The 19,941-nt window shown below is 60.4% G+C and carries 17 protein-coding genes; 12 read left to right on the forward strand and 5 right to left on the reverse strand.

Annotation, left to right across the window (positions count from 1 at the left end):
* Nucleotides 1-6: 6 nt before the first annotated feature.
* The 6 genes from nuoJ to C6Y56_RS17540 all read left to right on the forward strand — a co-directional run bounded on the left by nuoJ (nt 7) and on the right by C6Y56_RS17540 (nt 7,286).
* Nucleotides 7-507: an NADH-quinone oxidoreductase subunit J gene (gene nuoJ / locus C6Y56_RS17515; protein WP_085690004.1), complete on the forward strand. Its 501-nt coding sequence runs from the start codon at nt 7-9 to the stop codon at nt 505-507.
* A 3-nt stretch (nt 508-510) separates the two neighbouring features.
* Complete coding sequence (nuoK, locus tag C6Y56_RS17520; RefSeq protein ID WP_003180046.1) at nt 511-819, forward strand: NADH-quinone oxidoreductase subunit NuoK; 309 nt, start codon at nt 511-513, stop codon at nt 817-819.
* On the forward strand, nt 816-2,669 hold the full coding sequence (gene nuoL, locus C6Y56_RS17525) for an NADH-quinone oxidoreductase subunit L (protein ID WP_085712395.1): 1,854 nt from the start codon (nt 816-818) through the stop codon (nt 2,667-2,669). The genes nuoK and nuoL overlap by 4 nt, the downstream gene beginning before the upstream one ends.
* A gap of 39 nt (nt 2,670-2,708) precedes the next feature.
* The gene (gene nuoM, locus C6Y56_RS17530; RefSeq protein WP_007951464.1) at nt 2,709-4,241 is read left to right on the forward strand and encodes an NADH-quinone oxidoreductase subunit M; all 1,533 of its coding nucleotides are present in this window, start codon (nt 2,709-2,711) and stop codon (nt 4,239-4,241) included.
* A 7-nt stretch (nt 4,242-4,248) separates the two neighbouring features.
* On the forward strand, nt 4,249-5,712 hold the full coding sequence (gene nuoN / locus C6Y56_RS17535; RefSeq protein ID WP_169430947.1) for an NADH-quinone oxidoreductase subunit NuoN: 1,464 nt from the start codon (nt 4,249-4,251) through the stop codon (nt 5,710-5,712).
* 248 nt (nt 5,713-5,960) lie between these two features.
* Nucleotides 5,961-7,286, forward strand: a complete 1,326-nt coding sequence (locus C6Y56_RS17540; RefSeq protein WP_169430948.1) for an OprD family porin — start codon at nt 5,961-5,963, stop codon at nt 7,284-7,286.
* 148 nt (nt 7,287-7,434) lie between these two features.
* Here C6Y56_RS17540 and C6Y56_RS17545 read toward each other — a convergent pair whose 3' ends face one another.
* From C6Y56_RS17545 to C6Y56_RS17565, 5 genes are all read right to left on the reverse strand, one after another.
* Entirely contained in the window at nt 7,435-7,767 is a 333-nt protein-coding gene (locus C6Y56_RS17545) for a DUF2790 domain-containing protein (RefSeq protein WP_169430949.1), read from the reverse strand.
* A gap of 78 nt (nt 7,768-7,845) precedes the next feature.
* A complete protein-coding gene (locus C6Y56_RS17550; RefSeq protein ID WP_169430950.1) occupies nt 7,846-8,046 on the reverse strand; it encodes a co-regulatory protein PtrA N-terminal domain-containing protein in 201 nt (66 codons plus the stop codon).
* A gap of 134 nt (nt 8,047-8,180) precedes the next feature.
* Nucleotides 8,181-11,333, reverse strand: coding sequence for an efflux RND transporter permease subunit (locus tag C6Y56_RS17555; protein WP_169430951.1), 3,153 nt, complete (start codon nt 11,331-11,333; stop codon nt 8,181-8,183).
* Between the two features lie 15 nt (nt 11,334-11,348).
* On the reverse strand, nt 11,349-12,542 hold the full coding sequence (locus C6Y56_RS17560; RefSeq protein ID WP_169430952.1) for an efflux RND transporter periplasmic adaptor subunit: 1,194 nt from the start codon (nt 12,540-12,542) through the stop codon (nt 11,349-11,351).
* A gap of 49 nt (nt 12,543-12,591) precedes the next feature.
* A complete protein-coding gene (locus tag C6Y56_RS17565; RefSeq protein WP_169430953.1) occupies nt 12,592-13,839 on the reverse strand; it encodes a TolC family protein in 1,248 nt (415 codons plus the stop codon).
* Nucleotides 13,840-14,248: 409 nt separating this feature from the next.
* Between C6Y56_RS17565 and C6Y56_RS17570 the strand changes: the two genes are divergently transcribed.
* The 6 genes from C6Y56_RS17570 to C6Y56_RS17590 all read left to right on the forward strand — a co-directional run bounded on the left by C6Y56_RS17570 (nt 14,249) and on the right by C6Y56_RS17590 (nt 19,935).
* A complete protein-coding gene (locus C6Y56_RS17570) occupies nt 14,249-14,923 on the forward strand; it encodes a heavy metal response regulator transcription factor (RefSeq protein WP_169430954.1) in 675 nt (224 codons plus the stop codon).
* Nucleotides 14,920-16,326 (forward strand): heavy metal sensor histidine kinase, encoded by a 1,407-nt coding sequence (locus C6Y56_RS17575; protein WP_169430955.1) that lies wholly within the window; start codon nt 14,920-14,922, stop codon nt 16,324-16,326. The genes C6Y56_RS17570 and C6Y56_RS17575 overlap by 4 nt, the downstream gene beginning before the upstream one ends.
* Nucleotides 16,327-16,710: 384 nt before the next feature.
* Nucleotides 16,711-16,839: a hypothetical protein gene (locus C6Y56_RS29405; protein ID WP_279382152.1), complete on the forward strand. Its 129-nt coding sequence runs from the start codon at nt 16,711-16,713 to the stop codon at nt 16,837-16,839.
* Nucleotides 16,840-16,889: 50 nt separating this feature from the next.
* Nucleotides 16,890-18,113 carry a YcaO-like family protein gene (locus C6Y56_RS17580; protein ID WP_169430956.1) on the forward strand — a complete coding sequence of 408 codons (1,224 nt, stop codon included), beginning with the start codon at nt 16,890-16,892 and terminating at the stop codon, nt 18,111-18,113.
* Entirely contained in the window at nt 18,110-19,060 is a 951-nt protein-coding gene (locus tag C6Y56_RS17585) for a class I SAM-dependent methyltransferase (RefSeq protein ID WP_169430957.1), read from the forward strand. The genes C6Y56_RS17580 and C6Y56_RS17585 overlap by 4 nt, the downstream gene beginning before the upstream one ends.
* Nucleotides 19,057-19,935 (forward strand): alpha/beta fold hydrolase, encoded by an 879-nt coding sequence (locus tag C6Y56_RS17590; RefSeq protein ID WP_169430958.1) that lies wholly within the window; start codon nt 19,057-19,059, stop codon nt 19,933-19,935. Before C6Y56_RS17585 ends, C6Y56_RS17590 begins: the two co-directional genes overlap by 4 nt.
* The last annotated feature ends 6 nt before the right edge of the window (nt 19,936-19,941 follow it).

Genomic DNA, 19,941 nt, shown 5'->3' on the forward strand with positions numbered 1-19,941 from the left:
AGAACGATGGAATTCGCTTTCTATTTCGCATCGGGTATCGCTGTTGTGTCCACACTGCGTGTGGTCACCAACACCAATCCTGTGCACGCCCTGCTCTACCTGATCATTTCGCTGATCTCCGTGGCCATGACCTTCTTCGCTCTCGGCGCACCGTTCGCCGGCGTGCTGGAAGTGATCGCCTACGCCGGCGCCATCATGGTGCTGTTCGTGTTTGTGGTGATGATGCTGAACCTGGGGCCTGCCTCGGTTCAGCAGGAACGCACCTGGCTCAAGCCCGGCATCTGGGCAGGACCGGTGATTCTCGCCGCCCTGCTGCTGGCCGAACTGCTGTATGTGCTGTTCGCTCACCAGAGCGGTCAGGCCATCGGTCAAACCACCGTTGACGCGAAAGCCGTGGGCATCAGCCTGTTCGGTCCGTATCTGCTGGTGGTCGAACTCGCCTCGATGCTGCTGCTCGCTGCAGCCGTCACGGCGTTCCATTTGGGCCGTAACGAGGCGAAGGAGTAAGACATGCCTGCTATCCCTCTCGAGCATGGATTGGCCGTTGCCGGCATCCTGTTCTGCCTTGGTCTGGTCGGCCTGATGGTCCGCCGCAACATTTTGTTCGTGTTGATGAGTCTGGAAGTGATGATGAACGCCTCTGCACTGGCCTTCATCGTCGCGGGCGCCCGCTGGGCGCAACCGGATGGACAGATCATGTTCATCCTGGTGATCAGCCTTGCAGCCGCCGAAGCCAGTATTGGCCTGGCGATCCTGCTGCAACTGTATCGCCGCTTCCACACGCTCGATATCGACGCTGCCAGTGAGATGCGCGGATGAACCTACTCTTTCTGACTTTCGTATTCCCTCTGATCGGGTTCCTGTTGCTGTCGTTCTCGCGCGGCCGCCTCTCGGAAAACCTGTCGGCGCTGATCGGTGTCGGCTCCATCGGCCTGTCTGCCATCGTCGCGGCCTACGTGATCTGGCAGTTCAACGTCGCTCCACCGGAAGGTGGCGTGTACGTCCACGTACTGTGGAAATGGATCTCGGTGGAAGGCTTCCAGCCGAACTTCGCCCTGTACCTGGATGGTCTGTCCGTGACCATGCTCGGTGTGGTGGTCGGCGTGGGTTTCCTGATCCACCTGTTCGCCTCCTGGTACATGCGCGGTGAAGCCGGTTACTCGCGCTTCTTCGCCTACACCAACCTGTTCATCGCCAGCATGTTGTTCCTGGTCCTGGGCGACAACCTGCTGTTCATCTACTTCGGTTGGGAAGGCGTGGGCCTGTGCTCGTACCTGTTGATCGGTTTCTACTACAGCAACCGCAACAACGGTAACGCCGCACTGAAAGCCTTCATCGTCACCCGTATCGGCGACGTGTTCATGGCGATCGGCCTGTTCATCCTGTTCCAGCAACTGGGCACGCTGAACGTTCAGGAACTGCTGGTGAAAGCGCCTGAGCACTTCAAGGTCGGCGATTTCTGGATCGTGCTGGCAACCCTGATGCTGCTGGGTGGTGCGGTCGGCAAATCGGCTCAACTGCCGCTGCAGACCTGGCTGGCGGACGCGATGGCCGGTCCTACCCCGGTTTCGGCACTGATCCACGCCGCAACCATGGTGACCGCCGGTGTCTACCTGATCGCCCGTACCCACGGTCTGTTCGCCCTGGCGCCGGACATCCTGCACCTGGTCGGCATCGTTGGCGGTGTGACGCTGGTTCTGGCCGGTTTCGCGGCACTGGTGCAAACCGACATCAAACGTATCCTCGCCTATTCGACCATGAGCCAGATCGGCTACATGTTCCTGGCGCTGGGCGTTGGTGCCTGGGAAGGCGCGATCTTCCACCTGATGACCCACGCCTTCTTCAAGGCCCTGCTGTTCCTCGCTTCCGGTGCGGTGATCGTTGCCTGCCACCACGAGCAGAACATCTTCAAGATGGGCGGCCTGTGGAAGAAACTGCCACTGGCCTACGCCAGCTTCATCGTCGGTGGTGCCGCTCTGGCCGCCCTGCCGCTGGTGACCGCAGGCTTCTACTCCAAGGACGAAATCCTCTGGGAAGCGTTCGCCAGCGGCCACAACGGTCTGTTGTACGCCGGTCTGGTCGGTGCGTTCATGACCTCGCTGTACACCTTCCGCCTGATCTTCATCGCGTTCCACGGTGAAGCCAAGACCGAAGCTCACGCCGGTCACGGCATCGCTCACTGGCTGCCACTGTCGGTGCTGATCGTGCTGTCGACCTTCGTCGGCGCCATGATCGTTCCACCGCTGCACGGCGTACTGCCCGAGAGCGTTGGCCATGCCGGTGGCGAAGCCAAGCACAGTCTGGAAATCGCCTCGGGCGCCATCGCCCTGGCCGGTATCCTGCTGGCGGCCCTGCTGTTCCTCGGCAAGCGTCGCTTCGTGACCGCGATCGCCAACAGCGGCATCGGCCGTCTCCTCTCGGCCTGGTGGTTCGCGGCCTGGGGCTTCGACTGGATCTACGACAAACTGTTCGTCAAGCCGTACCTTGCGATCAGCCACATGCTGCGCAAAGACCCGCTCGACCAGACCATCGGTCTGATCCCGCGCATGGCCAAGGGGGGTCACACCGCCCTGAGCCGTACCGAAACCGGTCAACTGCGTTGGTACGCTGCTTCGATGGCTGCTGGTGCCGTGTTGGTCATCGGCGCTGTCGTGCTGGTAGCGGTCTGATATGAACCTTGCGAATTTGCGAAAGGAAACGAGCCCGTCATGATTCTGCCTTGGCTAATCCTGATCCCCTTCATCGGCGGCCTGCTGTGCTGGATGGGTGAGCGCTTCGGCGCTACCCTCCCCCGCTGGATTGCGCTGTTGACCATGACCCTGGAACTCGCCCTCGGCCTCTGGCTGTGGGCCCACGGTGACTATTCATTTGCACCGGCGCCTGGCGCCGATCCGACCTGGGCGCTTGAGTTCAAGCACGTCTGGATCCAGCGCTTCGGCATCAACGTGCACCTGGCCCTCGACGGCCTGTCGCTGCTGATGATCCTGCTGACCGGCCTGCTGGGTATCCTGTCGGTACTCTGCTCGTGGAAAGAAATTCAACGTCACGTTGGCTTCTTCCACCTGAACCTGATGTGGATCCTGGGCGGCGTTGTCGGCGTGTTCCTCGCCCTCGACCTGTTCATGTTCTTCTTCTTCTGGGAAATGATGCTGGTGCCGATGTACTTCCTCATCGCGCTCTGGGGTCACAGTTCTTCGGACGGCAAGAAAACCCGTATCTACGCGGCGACCAAGTTCTTCATCTTCACTCAGGCTTCCGGCCTGATCATGCTGGTGGCGATCCTCGGTCTGGTCCTGGTCAACTACAACAGCACCGGCGTGATCACCTTCAACTACGCCGACCTGTTGAAGACCAAGATGTCGATGACCACCGAGTACATTCTGATGCTCGGCTTCTTCATCGCCTTCGCGGTCAAGCTGCCAGTGGTTCCGTTCCACTCCTGGCTGCCTGACGCTCACGCCCAGGCGCCGACTGCAGGTTCCGTTGACCTCGCCGGTATCTTGCTGAAAACCGCGGCCTACGGTCTGCTGCGTTTCGCCCTGCCGCTGTTCCCGAACGCCTCGGCCGAGTTCGCGCCGATCGCCATGACCCTCGGTCTGATCGGGATCTTCTACGGTGCGTTCCTGGCGTTCGCACAAACCGACATCAAGCGTCTGATCGCCTTCTCGTCCGTTTCCCACATGGGCTTCGTACTGATCGGCATCTACTCCGGCAGCCAACTGGCGCTGCAAGGTGCAGTGATCCAGATGCTGGCGCACGGTCTGTCGGCCGCGGCACTGTTTATCCTCAGCGGTCAGCTGTACGAGCGTCTGCACACGCGTGACATGCGCGAGATGGGCGGCCTGTGGTCGCGTATCGCTTACCTGCCGGCGATCAGCCTGTTCTTTGCAGCCGCCTCTCTGGGTCTGCCGGGTACCGGTAACTTCGTCGGCGAGTTCCTGATCCTGATCGGTACGTTCGCCAGTGCTCCATGGATCACCGCGATCGCTACCTCCGGTCTGGTGTTCGGTTCGGTCTACTCGCTGATCATGATCCACCGTGCCTACTTCGGTCCGTCGAAATCGGATTCGATCCTGCACGGCATGGACGGTCGCGAACTGATCATGGTGCTGGGCCTTGCGGTACTGCTGATTTACCTCGGCGTCTACCCGCAACCGTTCCTCGACACTTCCGCCGCCACGATGCATGGCGTGCAGCAGTGGCTCGGCACCGCCTTCACTCAACTCGCTTCGGCCCGGTAAGAGCGCTATGGAATTCACGATTCAACACTTTATTGCGCTTGCGCCACTGTTGATCACCAGCCTCACCATTATCGTGGTGATGCTGGCAATCGCCTGGCGCCGCAACCACTCGCAGACCTTCCTGATTTCGGTGGCGGGTCTGAACCTGGCCTTGCTGTCGATCCTGCCGGCCCTGAAAGTCGCGCCTCTGGCCGTGACTCCATTGCTGCAGATCGACACCTTTGCCTGCCTGTACATGGCGCTGATCCTGGTCGCCACCCTCGCTTGCGTCACCCTCGCCCACGCCTACCTCGGCGATGGCGGTTCGGGTTACCCGGGCAACCGTGAAGAACTGTACCTGCTGATCCTGATGGCCGCCGCCGGTGGCCTGGTTCTGGTCAGCGCGCAGCACCTGGCCGGCTTGTTCATCGGTCTGGAACTGCTGTCGGTGCCGGTCTACGGTCTGGTGGCCTACGCCTTCTTCAACAAGCGTTCGCTGGAAGCCGGCATCAAGTACATGGTGCTATCGGCCGCCGGTTCCGCGTTCCTGCTGTTCGGTATGGCGCTGCTGTACGCCGACTCGGGTTCGCTGAGCTTCGTCGGTATCGGTCAGGCACTGGCCGCGACCGGCCTGCCAAGCTCGCTGGCGCAACTGGGCCTGGGCATGATGCTGATCGGTCTGGCATTCAAGCTGTCGCTGGTACCGTTCCACCTGTGGACGCCGGACGTGTACGAAGGTGCTCCGGCACCAGTGGCCGCGTTCCTCGCCACCGCGTCGAAAGTGGCTGTGTTCGCGGTCATGGTTCGTCTGTTCCAGATCTCCCCTGCCGCCAGCAGTGGCGTTTTGAGCAACGTGCTGACCATCATCGCCATCGCCTCGATCCTGTTCGGTAACCTGCTGGCCCTGACCCAGAGCAACCTCAAGCGTCTGCTCGGTTACTCGTCCATCGCGCACTTCGGCTACCTGCTGATCGCACTGGTGGCGAGCAAGGGTCTGGCAGTGGAAGCCATCGGCGTGTACCTGGTCACCTACGTGATCACCAGCCTCGGCGCCTTCGGTGTGATCACCCTGATGTCCTCGCCGTACAACGGCCGTGACGCAGACGCCCTGTACGAATACCGCGGCCTGTTCTGGCGCCGTCCGTACCTGACCGCCGTACTGACCGTGATGATGCTGTCCCTGGCCGGTATCCCGCTGACTGCAGGCTTCATCGGCAAGTTCTACATCATCGCCACCGGTGTCGAATCTCACCAATGGTGGCTGGTAGGTTCGCTGGTACTGGGCAGCGCCATCGGCGTGTTCTACTACCTGCGCGTGATGGTCACCCTGTACCTGATCGAACCGAACCTGCGCCGCCACGACGCCCAACTGCACTGGGAACAGAAAGCAGGCGGCGTGATGCTGCTGGCGATCGCTGTGGTTGCGTTCTTCCTGGGTGTTTACCCGCAGCCGTTGCTGACCCTGGTTCAGCAGGCGGGTCTGGCGGGCTGATTGCTCTGCTGGAATGGCTACAAACAGAAACGGCACCTTCGGGTGCCGTTTTTGCGTTTGGGGAATTCATTACGAGTGCCCTGCCCTTTCCGCACCCACCTAACAAAATTGTAATCCCCCAATCACCTCCGCGTTATCCGCAGCCTGCAACGATGTCACCCGGCGACCCTACAGGCGGGCCCTTGCCCGTCGAACAATAAAACCCACGCCGAAGCACGTTCCCGTTCTGCCGAACTCAGGAGTGATTGATGGTTAACAACACAAAAATATCGATGGCCGCTTTAGCAGTGGTCGTCGGCGCCGGGCCGTCCATGGTGTTTGCAGAAGACAAACCCGAAGGGTTTATCGAAGGCAGCAGCCTGTCGGTACTCAACCGCAACTTCTATTTCAATCGTGATCACCGCAACGGCCAGTCCAGTCCCACCGGCAATGGTTATTCCGAGGCCTGGGCCCATGCGGTCATCAGCAAGTTCGAATCTGGCTTCACCCAAGGCACTGTCGGGGTCGGGGTGGATGCTTTCGCGATGATCGGCCTGAAACTCGACACCGGTGACGGACGCAACGGTGGCCGCAGTTCGTTCGATGTATTGCCGGTCGACAGCGAAGGCAAAGCACGGGACGAATACACCAAGATCGGTGGTGCCGCCAAAGTGCGGGCCTTCGATACGGTGGTGAAAGTCGGCGACGTGTTCCCGGCCAACCCGGTGGTTGCAGCAGGTGATTCGCGACTGCTGCCGGAAAGCTTTCGCGGCGTGACGGCGACCAACACCAGCATCGAAGGTCTGTCGATCCAGGGCGGCCGGTTGCATGCGATGAGCCAGCCGGTGTCCAGCGACATGCGCGAAAACTTCGCGACCTTCTATGCCGGCCCGGTCAACTCGCCCTGGATCGCTTACGGCGGCGGCGATTATGCGCTGAACAAAAACCTGAGTTTCAGCCTGTACTCCAGTCGCCTCAAAGATGCCTGGAACCAGTATTACGCCGGCACCACCTGGACGTATCCGCTATCGGATGACCTGTCGCTGTTCGGTGGCCTGAACTATTACAAGGCAGTCGATGAAGGCAAACAGTTGCTCGGTCAGTTCGACAACAACATCTGGAGCGGCCGCGTCGGCGTGAAGCTTGGCGCCCACTCGGTCGCGCTCTCCCACCAGCGCAACAACGGCAACGACGACTTCGATTACCTGCGCCAGTCCGACTCGATCTTCCTCGACAACTCGATCCAGTACAGCGACTTCAACTCGCCGAAAGAGCGCTCCTGGATGGTCCGCTACGACGTCGACATGACCACCTATGGTGTGCCGGGCCTGTCGTTCATGACCCGTTACGCACGCGGCACCGACGCCGACTACTCCAACGCCAACGCCGTGTACATGCGCCGTGATGCCGACGGTAATCCGCTGACCGATCAGAAACGCTGGGAGCGTGACATCGAAGTCAAATACGTGGTGCAAAGCGGTTCGATGAAAGATCTGTCGCTGCGTCTGCGCCAGGCCACCACCCGGGCCACCGCATTCGAATCGGACCTGGACGAAGTGCGGGTGATCGTCGAATACCCGCTGGCGATTCTCTGAGTTTCACGAGCAATGCCCATTCACCTTTAGAAGCTCCTTGCTCCTTTGGTAAGAGGTGAATCTTTGGCGTCCTTCGGGACGCCTTTTTATGCCTGAAAAAAAGCCCGACTCACTGAATATGAACCGGGCGCTTGAGCCGTTACAGACGCTATCCACCCTGCTGACGACAGTTGCCCATCACGCTGTAGGTGACCGTATTGAGCTGCCCCTTGGAGTCTTCGTAAGTCATCGCGGCCGGCACCACCGCACATTCATTTTTCGGCCGGACAACACTCACCACTTTTTTCACGTCCAGCTTCATTCCGTACTCGTATTCCTTGACCACCGGTGCCGCTTTGCCCTGACTGGCCGCGTACTGCTCCATGGCTTTGGTGTTGGCGCTGAGCGCCCGGTCGAACGTTCTGTCGCCACCGCCTTCGGCCAGCGCATTCCAAGACATTGCCATGACACCGGTGAACGCCATCCACTTGAGAAGCTTCATATCCATCTCCCTCAAAACAAACTCATAAAAAAGCCCACCATCGATGCGCGATGACGGGCTCATTCACTGGCAGCACGCTTACAGGTCTTGGGTCTTGTCGTCCTTCTTGTCGTTCACAACGACCGGATCACGGGCCTTTTCCCTGGCGGCAAACACCTCCATCGAGCGGCCATTGGCAGCCATCATTTTTTCGAAAGTGCGGTCGCCGCCACCTTCGGCCAACACCAGGGAAGACATCATCAGAGCCACGGCAAACGCGCCAATCTGTGCAAGTTTCATCGTTGATTCCTCATTCAAGTAACTGACGGGATCAAGGTAACAATCCGAACCTTTCGTGACGGTGGCGCCGAAATTACATATCCGTCATGTAGAAAGGCCCGCATGGGCGGGCCTGTTGTTGAGGCAAAAAGTGACTAGACCGCCGTGGGCGATTCCTCGTCCCGACGGTGCGCAATCTGATACAGCGCCGGCAGGATCAGCAACGTGAGAATGGTCGAGGACAGGATCCCGCCAATCACCACCGTCGCCAGCGGTCGCTGCACCTCGGCCCCGGTGCCGGTCGCCAGGGCCATCGGAATGAAGCCCAGGGACGCCACCAGCGCCGTCATCAACACCGGGCGCAACCGAGTCAGTGCACCGACGTTGATCGCGTCGGCAAGCGAGCGCCCCTCCTCTCGCAAGTTGCGAATGAACGCGATCATCACCAGCCCGTTAAGCACCGCCACACCGGACAACGCAATAAAACCGACACCCGCCGAAATCGACAAAGGAATGTCCCGCAGCCACAACGCCATGACCCCGCCGGTCAGCGCAAACGGAATCCCGGTAAACACCAGCAAGCCGTCCTTGAGGTTGTTGAACATCATGAACAGCAACCCGAACACCAGCAGCAACGCCACCGGCACCACGATCTGCAAGCGCTTGGCCGCCGATTGCAGTTGCTCGAACTGCCCGCCCCAGGTGGTCCAGTAACCCGGCGGCACCTGCACGTCGCGCTCGATCACTTCGCCCGCCTCGGCGACGAAAGAACCGATGTCACGCCCACGCACGTTGGCGCTGACGATCACCAGGCGCTTGCCGTTCTCGCGGCTGACCTGATTCGGCCCCAGCACCAGATCGAGGCTGGCCACGTCCTTGAGCGCAATGAAGCCGATCTGACTGGAGGCATCACCACCCGCCGCCGGCACCGGGATCAGCAGCGCCGACAACCCGTCGATGTCCTTGCGCATCGCGTCGGACAAACGCACGACCATGTCGAACCGGCGATCACCTTCGTACATTGTCCCGGCCTTCTGCCCACCGACAGCCACCGCAATGGTGTCCTGTACATCGCCGACGTTGAGCCCGTAACGCGCGGCCTTATCGCGATCGATGTTGATGGTCAGCACCGGCAGACCGCTGGTTTGTTCGACCTTGACCTCGGACGCACCGTCGACCTTCTGCATCGCGGCGGCAATCTTTGTCGCCGTGTCGTTGAGCACGTCCATGTCATCACCGAACACCTTGACCGCCACGTCGCTGCGCACGCCGGAGATCAGTTCGTTGAAGCGCAACTGGATCGGCTGCGACAATTCATAGTTGCTGCCCGGCAACGTCGCGGCGGCCTGTTGCAGTTCGGCCATCAGAGTTTCGCGGGACTTGCCCGGGTCCGGCCATTGTTCTTTGGGCTTGAGCATCACGTAGCTGTCGGAGATGTTCGGCGGCATCGGGTCGGAAGCGATTTCGGCGGTGCCGGTGCGGGCGAACACCCGCTCGACTTCCGGTACTTTATTCAGGATCAGCGTTTCCAGACGCTGCTGCATGTCCACCGATTGCGTCAGGCTGGTGCCCGGCACGCGCAATGCCTGCAAGGCAAAATCACCTTCGCTGAGGCTCGGCACAAACTCGCTGCCCATGCGGCTGGTGATCACACCGCTGAGCACAATCACCCCCAGCGCCGCGCCGACCGCCATCGCCCGATGGGACATGACCCAGGCCAGCGCCGGTGCATAAACACGACGTGCGCCGCGCATCACCACGCCCTCTTCTTCCTTGACCTTGCCGGTCACGAACAGCGCAATCGCCGCCGGTACAAACGTCACCGACAACAGCATTGCGCCGAGCAACGCGATGACCACGGTGAACGCCATCGGGTGGAACATTTTCCCTTCGACACCGCTCAAGGCGAAGATCGGCAGGTACACCACCATAATGATCAGCTGTCCGAAAATCAGCGGTCGCCGCGCCTCTTTTGCCGCCGCAAACACTTCATGGAAACGCTCGGATCGCGTCAACAGTCGCCCGTGATGCTGCTGCGCATGAGCCAGCCGTCGCAGGGTGTTTTCGACGATCACCACCGCGCCGTCGACGATGATGCCGAAGTCCAGCGCGCCGAGGCTCATCAGGTTGGCGCTGACCTTGTTGCTGAACATGCCGGTGAAGGTGAACAGCATCGACAGCGGAATCACCATCGCCGTGATCAGCGCGGCGCGGATGTTGCCGAGAAACAAAAACAAAATCGCGATCACCAGAATCGCGCCCTCGACGAGGTTCTTCTTCACCGTGGCGATGGCCTTGTCGACCAGATGCGTGCGGTCGTACACCGGCACCGCGATCACGCCGCCGGGCAAGGATTTGTTGATCTGTTCGAGCTTGGCGGCGACGGCCTGGGAGACCGTGCGGCTGTTTTCACCGATCAACATGAACACGGTGCCCAGCACCACTTCACGGCCATTTTCCGTGGCGGCGCCGCTGCGCAGCTCACGACCGATCTCCACGGTGGCGACGTTCTTGATGCGGATCGGCGTGCCGTCGACATTGGCCATGACGATATTGGCGATGTCCTCGGTGCTCGCCACCTGCCCCGGCGCGCGAATCAGCAATTGCTCGCCGCTGCGTTCGATGTAGCCGGCGCCGACGTTGGCGTTGTTACGCTCCAGCGCCGTTACCAGATCGCTGAGGGTCAGCTTGTAGGCCGCAAGTTTTTTGGGGTCGGGCGCGATCTGGTATTCCTTGGCAAAACCGCCGATGGTGTTGATCTCGGCCACGCCGGGGACGTTGCGCAGTTGCGGCTTGATGATCCAGTCCTGAATCACCCGCAAGTCGGTCGGCGTGTAGGGCGTGCCGTCGTCCTTCAGCGCACCTTCCCTGGTCTCGACCGTCCACAAAAAGATCTCGCCGAGCCCTGTTGAGATCGGCCCCATCACCGCTTCCACACCTTCGGGCAATTGCTCCTTGGCGGACTGCAAGCGTTCGTTGACCAATTGCCGGGCAAAGAACAGATCAGTGCCGTCCTTGAAGATCACCGTGACCTGGGACAACCCCGAGCGCGACAGCGAGCGGGTCTGCTCCAGCGCCGGCAGACCGGCCATCGCGGTTTCAATCGGGAAGGTGATGCGCTGCTCGGTCTCCAGCGGCGAGAACCCCGCCGCACCGGTGTTGATCTGCACCTGGACGTTGGTGATATCAGGCACAGCGTCGATCGGCAGCTTCTGATAACTGGCGATGCCGAGGCCGGCCATGAGCAGAACGGCGAGCAGCACGATGATGCGCTGCTCGATGGCAAACTGGATCAGGCGTTCGAACATGGGAGTCTTCCGCGATTAATGACTGTGCTCGGCCGAGGCTTTGCCCAGCTCCGATTTGAGGACGAAGCTGCCGGCGCTGGCGACTTGCACGCCCGGCTCCAGCCCGGCGGTGACTTCCACTTGCCCCGCCGCCCGACTGCCCAGCTCCACCGCTTGCGCTTTGAAGCCGTCGTCGGTGCGCACGAATACCGTGGGTTTGTCCTCGAAGGTCTGGATCGCGGTTTCCGGCACGGCGACTTTGGCCTGACGGCTGTCGGTGGCGACCAGCGCGGTGACAAACAGGCCCGGGCGCCATGAGCCTTGCGGGTTTTCCAACGTCACGCGCACGGTCGCGGTGCGGGTCTGTTCGCCGAGCAGGCTGCCGACGTAAGCCACGGTGCCGCTGACTTCGGCGTTCAATTCCGCCGCACTGACGGTGACGGGTTTGCCCACTTGCACCTTGTTCAGCTCCTTGGGCGAAACGCCGAACGTGACCCACACCCGGGACAAGTCCGAGAGCGTGAACGCCGCCGTGGTTTCATCGACCACCTCCCCCGGCGTGAGGTGTTTTTCCACCACCACGCCATCGAACGGCGCCCGCAGTTCATAACGATTGCCGCCAGTGGCGACCACACTGCCGCTGAGCACACTGATCTTTTGCCGGGCGTTGCTCACGGCGATTTCGGCTTCTTCCAGGGCCTGACGCGCCTGAAGGAAATCCTGCTCGGCGGAAATCTTGTCCTGCCACAGTTTTTTCTCGCGCTCGAACGTCGTGCGGGCCAGAGCCAGACGGCGTTGCGCGGCCGCCTGCTCGCTGCGCTGATCGGAGATCTGCTGGCTGGCGATCACGGCCAGCAACTGACCTTTCTTCACCGACTGCCCGAGATTGACCGACACTGACTCGACCACGCCCGGTACGCGCGGCACCACATGCGCGGTGCGGTCTTCGTCGAAGCGCACTTCGCCGGGGAATGACAGACCGAGGCTGAAGTTCTGCGCCTGGGCGGCGGCCAGTTGAATCCCCGCCGCCGCGATCTGCTCGGCAGTCAATTCGATGTGCCCTTCTTCGCCATGCTCGCCGTCAGCGGCGGCGCCTTCTTCGGCGTGATCGGCGTGTTCCGCCGCTTCATCGGCATGCGCATCGATAGACCCACTGCCGCCCCACATCGAGCCGATGCCAATGCCCAGCGCCAAGGTCGCCGCAGCGACCACGATCAGTTTTTTATCCATGGAAACTCCTCTGCGCCGTACCGTCGCGCAGTGATCAGAAGGTTGAAATTCAAGGGTTGGCGCTGAGGTCGCCGAAGATGCGTTCGATGCGGACTTGGGCGTCGGTGGCCTCGCTCACCGCCTGGATGTATTGGCTGCGAGCGGCGATCAACGTGCGCTGGGCGTCGAGCACGTCGAGGAAGCCGAACTTGCCCATTTCGAAACCGCGAGTGGCGCTGTCCACCGCACTTTGCGCGGCGGGCAGGATGGTCTGATTGAACGCCTTGATTTCGCCGTTGGCGGTCTGCCACTGCTCCAGCGTGGTCTGGATTTCCGTGCGCAGGCGCAGCTCAGTGGCGTTGCGCAGGTCCCGTGCCTGATCGGCACGCCGCGCCGCCGCCAGCACATTGCCCTGATTGCGGTTGAACAGCGGAATCGGCATCGACAGCCCGACCACGTTGACCCGCTCGCGCTCGGTTTCGCTGTACTGGCTGCCGATGCTGACGGTGAGATCGGGTATCCGCTGGGACTTTTCCAGCCCCAGCGACGCCTCGCGCTGATCGATCTGCAACCTGGCCAGGCGCAGCTCCGCCGTCTCGTTCAGGCGCTCAAGCAAACGGCTGGGCGTCGGTACGCTGGGCAGGCTTTGAGTCGCGGTCTGCACCGTGGTCGACGTCGGCAACGGTGCGCCCATGACCTGGGCCAATTGCTGGTACGCATTGGCCTGATCGCGCTCAGCGCGGCTTAGCTCCAGGCGCACTTGCGAAAGCTGCACTTGCGCCCGTGTGCCTTCGACCGGCGACGACTTGCCCGCCTCGATCCGCCCCTGCGCCACACGCAAACCGTGCTCGGCGAGCTGCAGCGACTGCCGGGCCAGTTGCAAACGTTGCTGCGCAGTTTGCGCGCCATTGAACGCTTGAAGCACGTCGGCGCGCAGTGCGTTGCGCTTGCGCTCCAGCTCGATGCCGGCGGCATCCTGCGCACGACTCGCCACATCAATCCGCGCACCACGCTTGCCGCCCAGCTCGATCGGCTGACTGAGCATCACCGTGGTGGTGCGTGACTGGCGCCGAGTGTCTTCAGCCTCCCACGAAACCTCGGGATTGGGGATCAGCCCGGCCTGTTTGCGGTCACCTTCGGCAATGCCGATTTCCCACTGCGCGGCGGCCAGCTCCGGGTTGCCGGCGAACGCGGTTTGCAGCGCCTGATCCAGCGTCAGGGTCGATGCACTGGCAAGGCCTGTGCAGGCCAGCAACAAGAGGCCGCTGGCGGTTTTTTTCAGGCGTGAGCGCGCCGTCAGTTCAATTAAACCGGGCAATGGAAGACTTCCTTCAATCAAGAATCGTTGATGGCGCCACGGTAGGGTTTTGAACTTATCGACAAGGTGACGTGAACATTACAAATCCGTTATCCACGGTTAATTGAAGTTGTTTTGCTCTAGGATTCGAAGTTCGAATGGCTTTGCTGCAACACACCGAAACAAATGCATATTAGTTATCAGCCGAACAGCACTTGCCGAAATGGAAGTCATGAAAAATTGACCACTTCGCTGCGACAGGCTGTCGCGGACGGCTGTTTTAAAGGACTCAGGCGTTGACTCTGTAGCCACTACAGCCTTTACCTTGCACGCCATCCCGTTATTGAAACCGTCCGGAAGCCCCAACAAAAACAATAACTTTCCCGGCCACCTTAATTAAATATCCATTGAATAAAAGTGGTGAAAGATCATGCGAATCCTTGTCGTCGAGGACGAGCTTAAAGCTGCCGAATACTTGCATCAGGGCCTGACCGAAAGTGGTTATATCGTTGACCACGCCATTAATGGCGCGGATGGTTTGCACCTGGCCCAACAACAGGTTTATGACCTGATCATTCTGGATGTGAATCTGCCGGAACTCGACGGTTGGGGCGTGCTGGAGCAACTGCGCCGCACCCATTCCACGCGAGTGATGATGCTCACCGCACGCGGTCGCCTGGCAGACAAGATCCGGGGCCTGGATCTGGGCGCCGACGACTATCTGGTCAAGCCGTTCGAATTCCCGGAATTGCTGGCGCGGGTACGCACCTTGATGCGCCGCAGCGAAAACATCCCGGTGCCGCAAGTACTCAAGGTCGCCGATCTGGAACTCGATCCGGGCCGTCACCGGGCCTTTCGTGGCACCCAGCGTATCGACCTCACCACCAAGGAATTCGCCCTGCTGCATCTGCTGATGCGCCAGTCCGGCGAAGTGCTGACCCGCACTCAAATCATCTCGTTGGTATGGGACATGAACTTCGACTGCGACACCAACGTGGTCGAAGTCTCGATCCGCCGCTTGCGGGCGAAGATCGACGACCCGTTCGACAGCAAACTGATCCACACCCTGCGCGGTGTCGGCTATGTGCTGGAGGCACGGGAATGAAGCCCGCCAGCCTGTCGCTGCGATTGGGTCTGACCGTCAGTACTCTTGGTGCGTTGCTGGTGGTGTTCCTGGCGATCCTTGCGTATTTCGCCCTGACTCATGAGCTCGATGCATTGTCCCGGGACAGCCTGGAAAAGAAGATGGCGCAGGTGGAACACAGCCTCTCGCTGTACGTCGATGCCAATGAAGTCAGCAGCAAGCCGCACATTCTGCTCGATCAGGTCATGGGGCATGACAACCTGACGCTGACGATTTATGACCGAGGCAACCTGCGCTCGCCGCTGCTCAAGTCCGGGTCGGGATTGACGGACCCACGGATTGAATTGAAAGCGGTGCGGGCGACGACCGATCAGTTGTCCTATACCGACAGCTTCGATGCCGAAGGTGCGAAATTTCTCACCGCCTCGAAATTGATTCGCCTGAAGGACGGCAGCAACGTACCGGTGTTGCTGTCGATGGACAATGCCCACGATCAGGCGTTGCTCAGCGCCTACCTGCGCTCGACGCTGATTGCCTTGCCGTTGCTCCTGGTGTTCATCGGCCTGACCGCCTGGGGCGCGGTGCAGCGCGGACTGGCGCCGCTGCGCGAGTTTCGCAAAGTGGCGGCCCGGGTGACCACCCAGGACCTCGACCACCGGTTGTCGGTGGTGAACATGCCTCAGGAACTGAGCGAACTGGCGCAAGGCATCAACGTCATGCTCGATCGCCTGGACAGCGGTGTGCAGCAGTTGTCGCAGTTCTCCGATGATCTGGCCCACGAGCTGCGCACGCCGATCAACAATTTGATGGGCAAGGCTCAGGTAACGCTTTCACGCGAGCGCACGGTCGAGGAATACACCGACGTTCTGGTGTCGTGCACCGAGGAGCTGGAGCGGGTAGCGCGGATTGTCTCGGACATGTTGTTCCTGGCCCAGGCCAGCCAGCCGATGGCACACGCGTCGTTCGAGCCGATTGCGCTGGAAAACGAGGCGTTACGGGTGGCCGATCTGTTTTCCCTCCCGGCGCAAGACAAGCAAATCCATCTGAAGGTGGTCGGCAGTGCTCAGGTTTCGGGCGACCGCTTGATGATCCAGCGGGCGATATCCAACCTGCTGTCCAACGCCCTGCGCCACTGCCCCGCCGGCAAAACCGTTTCGCTGTTCATTGAACAGGCGCCGACACAGGTGGCACTGCGAGTGAGCAATCCCGGCGCTGGCATCGAAGCGCAGCACTTGCCGCATCTGTTCGACCGTTTTTACCGCGTCGACAGCAGTCGCACCCGCTCGCAGGGCAGCACCGGTCTGGGGCTGGCCATCGTGCGCTCGATCATGACCCTGCATCAGGGCACCACGCAGGTGCAAAGCCGCCCGGGGGCGATGACGGTATTCAGCCTGGTGTTCCCCGTGTTCGCGGAAAAGCACTAAAACCCTCAAACAGATTTGTGCGGTGTTTTCTCAATTTCCGTCTGAAAAATCACCGCACAAGTACGCCATAGCGCCATGTAAATCCTTCAGTGGGATTTTGCGGCAGCCTCACGATGAAACGTCTGACAAAGACAGGGAAAAAACTTCGCAGACGGTTGGTTCCTGATCGTTTCGTTCGCCTTTTTGCACTCAGCCAACCCCCTCTAAAACAAGCGTTTTCGGTGATCCCGACGCATCCCTTCAAGATTTATCAGTACGTATTTCAGGGCGGTTAAAAACCGCGAACGGAAACGTCTGGACATTTTTGACCCCACCGTCGCTGCGCTCTTAGATTCGACTCGTGCTTGCACCAGCACACTCAAACAATAACCAAGGAGAAACCTCATGGGCTACATGGGCAGCTGGAACGCAAACCCTATCGATGAACTTGAAGAGCAGGAAACGCCCTCGGCGGAGCAGATTGAAGCACTGCAACTGACCGAAGAAGAACGGGCGGAACTGAGCGCCGAGTGACATGACCCGCAGGGGCCTCGCGCCCCTGCGGACTTTCCAGGAAAGACATCATGGACAAGACATGGATGGCCGAGCGTGAGCTGACGGCCGATCAGGCAGAGCGACGTATTCAGGCCGAGCTTTCACGACTGGGCCTCACGCCGGTAACCCGTACACTCGGCAGCAAGGTCGTTGCCGTTGAGGCGATTCTTCACGGCAGCGACAACCGTCATGCCCGTGGCTGCGGCAAGGGTTATGCGGATCAGGCACACCTGGGCGCACTCTATGAAGCGCTTGAGCATTATTGGACGGATGAACACTTCGCGACCGAGGTTCACCACGAGACAGAGCATTACTTCAAAGACACACCGATCTTTGCCGATGACTCGCTTGTGCACAGGCTCACCTGTCAGCAAAACGCGCGCATCATCTGCAGGACCTATGTCTGTCCTCCGTGGCATGACCGTTTTTCCTATCCGGTGGCGCTGACTTTGCCAAACGGTTCACGTCAGCCTTCGTCACCGGGCACTGCGGACTGCAGCGCCGTGCGACGCTACGCCAGCAACAGCGGCACCGCCATTGGCGCCACTTACAGCGAGGCGTTGTTGCATGCCGCCAACGAATGCATCGAGCGCGATGCGGTATCGCTGTTTCTGCTCAACCATTTCTATTACGAGAATCACCCACCCCTGCGAAGAGTGGCTCGTCTCAGTGACCACGACGACCTCGGCCGTCTGTGGACCGATGCCGAACAGGAAATCGGCGGAGAAATCGTGCTGGTGGATATCAGCAGCGAATTCAAGGCACGAACCTTTCTGGCCTTCACAACGCAGCCGGGGTCTCATCCACAGGTCTACGGCAGTGGCTGTTCACTTGATCCGCGCCACGCTGCATCGCGTGCGCTCAGTGAACTGGTGCAATTGCAACTGAGCGCCGCCGAGCCCGAATACCATCGGACGCTGACCAATGCACTGCGCAACCTGCAGCCCTTCCCGCGCCTGCTGCGCTGTGCGCAGTTCGATCCGCAGACGCTGTTGCATCGCTGCCCGCAGCACGAAGTGAAACTGCCCGGTTCAATTGAAGAGCTGTCGGTGGACGATCAACTTCACTTGCTGACTCAAGACCTGCAAAACCACGGTCGTACGCTGGGTGCTTCGATCCTGCAGCAAACCGAGTTCGGCACAACCCTGCTCAACGTGGTGATTCCCGGGCTGGAGCGTTTCTTTGTTGTTTCCAGCGGCAATGTTGTCATCCCGCAGGCCCGGGGACGAACGCTGGAAAGATCAGTCCCATGAACCGACTCGATCAAACCCGTGAGCTGGCACTGGCCCGTTCCATGCCCCGTCACCTGAACGAGAACGGTGGCGTCGGCCATTACCTCGAACCGCCAGGCAACGGATTGCACCACCTTTTTTTCCTGCGGTTGCACGACGAAGTCTGGGTTGGCCGCAAACGCCTGCAACGTGACCGGCAGTTTCGATGGCAGGCCGGCAGCGTACTTGAACCCTGCATGTTGCTGGGTCCGCATCTCCACTCATTGTGGGGTGATGAAGGTTTGTCGATCGGCTATCGGACGGTCTCCGCCGAACAGAAAGTGCAAACCTTCGAACGAGCATTGCGTCAGGCTGACAGCGAGATTCTGTTTCCGTTTCCGATCGTTGACGCAGCAGGCCGGGAAGCAGTCTGTCCGGCAGAGTTCTGGCAATGCAACGAATCACTGGCCGAACAGTTGAACACCGATGAACAACACTTGCGCGAGCACTGTGCCGGATTGCTCCAGGCGATCACAAAAACCGGCGCGTTGATTTACGACCCGGCCTGCTCCACGGGTGAATTCATCGCCCATGTCGCCCGCGCCCTCCCCGACTGTCTGTGCCTGGGGACTGATCGCTCAGCCTCGATGATCGAACACGCCCGACGAGCTCATGGGAGGACACCCGTCGAGTTCCGCTTGCTCGACGCGAGTGAGGCCTTTGATGCCGGGATTCACTGCGATGTGTTGATCCTGCGCTTCCTGAACGCCGAGGTCTTGACCCGCCGAGAAGCCCGAACCGCATTCGAGTCGCTGATCCGCTGCGTCAAGCCTGGCGGCACGATCCTCGTCTTTGGTCACACGCCGGTGCTGATCCCTGTCGCCTGGCTCGCTGCCACCCATCACCTGCAACTGGAGTCCAGCGTTGCAGCGCGCCCGGGGCAGGTCGAACTGTTCCAGTTCTATCGTCTGAAGGTCCTGTCAGCATGACCTTTTCCCTGCAAAGCAGAGGCTATTACCCGACCGGCGATGGCCATCAACTCTATTGGGAACGCCATGGCATTACGGGAGGCGAACCGGTGTTTTTCCTGCATGGCGGTCCCGGCGGGCGCTGCAGCCGTCATCATCTGGACTTCTTCGATCTGCGCCGTTTCGACATCATCCTGTTCGATCAGCGCGGATGCGGGCGCTCGACGCCCTACGGCGAACTGCGCGACAACACCACCGGCCTTTGTGTCGAAGACATTGACGCCCTGCGCCAGCACTTCGGCTTCGAAAAAATCAGTGTGCTCGGTGTTTCCTGGGGCAGTTGGCTGGCGATCCAGTACCAGCAGCGCTATCCGCAGCACCTTCTGAAAACCACACTGGTTTCGGTGTTCGTACCTTTCGCCGCCAATGTCCGGGCTTATGACCGGTCACTCAATGAGGGGCTGACGCAATCGCCGCAAACTGCGTCAGGCCATCGCGCCAGGGACATCTTCCGGATACTCGGCGAAGGCTGTCCACTGCAACAGCGCGTCGCCGCCATCGAATGGTTGAATGCTCTTTTGCGCCGTACGGGGCAGACGGTTTGCCCCGGTACGCTGGAGAGTTTTGTCGATCAGGAAGCGGTGCTCGCGATCCGTCTGGAGCTGCATTACCACCTCCAAGGCTATTTCTTCCGGCCACGGGACCATGACCTGATCCTCGATGACAACACCCTGCTGATCCAGGGCATCCGCGATACCTTCGGCATGGCCAGCGTGCGCTGGCTCAGGCAACGGATGGACATTCACTGCCGTTTGCTGCACGCCGGGCACAACGCCTTTGAAAACGCCATCCTCAAAGCGGTGCGCCGGGCGGTGAAACGTGAAATCGAGGGCTGAAAAAAA

The sequence above is a fragment of the Pseudomonas fluorescens genome (assembly GCF_012974785.1).
Lineage (GTDB): Bacteria > Pseudomonadota > Gammaproteobacteria > Pseudomonadales > Pseudomonadaceae > Aquipseudomonas > Aquipseudomonas fluorescens_BT.

What these genes read in the sequence shown, in the direction of transcription:
- nuoJ (WP_085690004.1), top strand. Translation starts at nt 7, where the DNA reads ATGGAATTCGCTTTCTATTTCGCATCGGGTATCGCTGTTGTGTCCACA.
- nuoK (WP_003180046.1), top strand. Translation starts at nt 511, where the DNA reads ATGCCTGCTATCCCTCTCGAGCATGGATTGGCCGTTGCCGGCATCCTG.
- nuoL (WP_085712395.1), top strand. Translation starts at nt 816, where the DNA reads ATGAACCTACTCTTTCTGACTTTCGTATTCCCTCTGATCGGGTTCCTG.
- nuoM (WP_007951464.1), top strand. Translation starts at nt 2,709, where the DNA reads ATGATTCTGCCTTGGCTAATCCTGATCCCCTTCATCGGCGGCCTGCTG.
- nuoN (WP_169430947.1), top strand. Translation starts at nt 4,249, where the DNA reads ATGGAATTCACGATTCAACACTTTATTGCGCTTGCGCCACTGTTGATC.
- C6Y56_RS17540 (WP_169430948.1), top strand. Translation starts at nt 5,961, where the DNA reads ATGGTTAACAACACAAAAATATCGATGGCCGCTTTAGCAGTGGTCGTC.
- C6Y56_RS17545 (WP_169430949.1), bottom strand. Translation starts at nt 7,767, where the DNA reads ATGAAGCTTCTCAAGTGGATGGCGTTCACCGGTGTCATGGCAATGTCT.
- C6Y56_RS17550 (WP_169430950.1), bottom strand. Translation starts at nt 8,046, where the DNA reads ATGAAACTTGCACAGATTGGCGCGTTTGCCGTGGCTCTGATGATGTCT.
- C6Y56_RS17555 (WP_169430951.1), bottom strand. Translation starts at nt 11,333, where the DNA reads ATGTTCGAACGCCTGATCCAGTTTGCCATCGAGCAGCGCATCATCGTG.
- C6Y56_RS17560 (WP_169430952.1), bottom strand. Translation starts at nt 12,542, where the DNA reads ATGGATAAAAAACTGATCGTGGTCGCTGCGGCGACCTTGGCGCTGGGC.
- C6Y56_RS17570 (WP_169430954.1), top strand. Translation starts at nt 14,249, where the DNA reads ATGCGAATCCTTGTCGTCGAGGACGAGCTTAAAGCTGCCGAATACTTG.
- C6Y56_RS17575 (WP_169430955.1), top strand. Translation starts at nt 14,920, where the DNA reads ATGAAGCCCGCCAGCCTGTCGCTGCGATTGGGTCTGACCGTCAGTACT.
- C6Y56_RS29405 (WP_279382152.1), top strand. Translation starts at nt 16,711, where the DNA reads ATGGGCTACATGGGCAGCTGGAACGCAAACCCTATCGATGAACTTGAA.
- C6Y56_RS17580 (WP_169430956.1), top strand. Translation starts at nt 16,890, where the DNA reads ATGGACAAGACATGGATGGCCGAGCGTGAGCTGACGGCCGATCAGGCA.
- C6Y56_RS17585 (WP_169430957.1), top strand. Translation starts at nt 18,110, where the DNA reads ATGAACCGACTCGATCAAACCCGTGAGCTGGCACTGGCCCGTTCCATG.
- C6Y56_RS17590 (WP_169430958.1), top strand. Translation starts at nt 19,057, where the DNA reads ATGACCTTTTCCCTGCAAAGCAGAGGCTATTACCCGACCGGCGATGGC.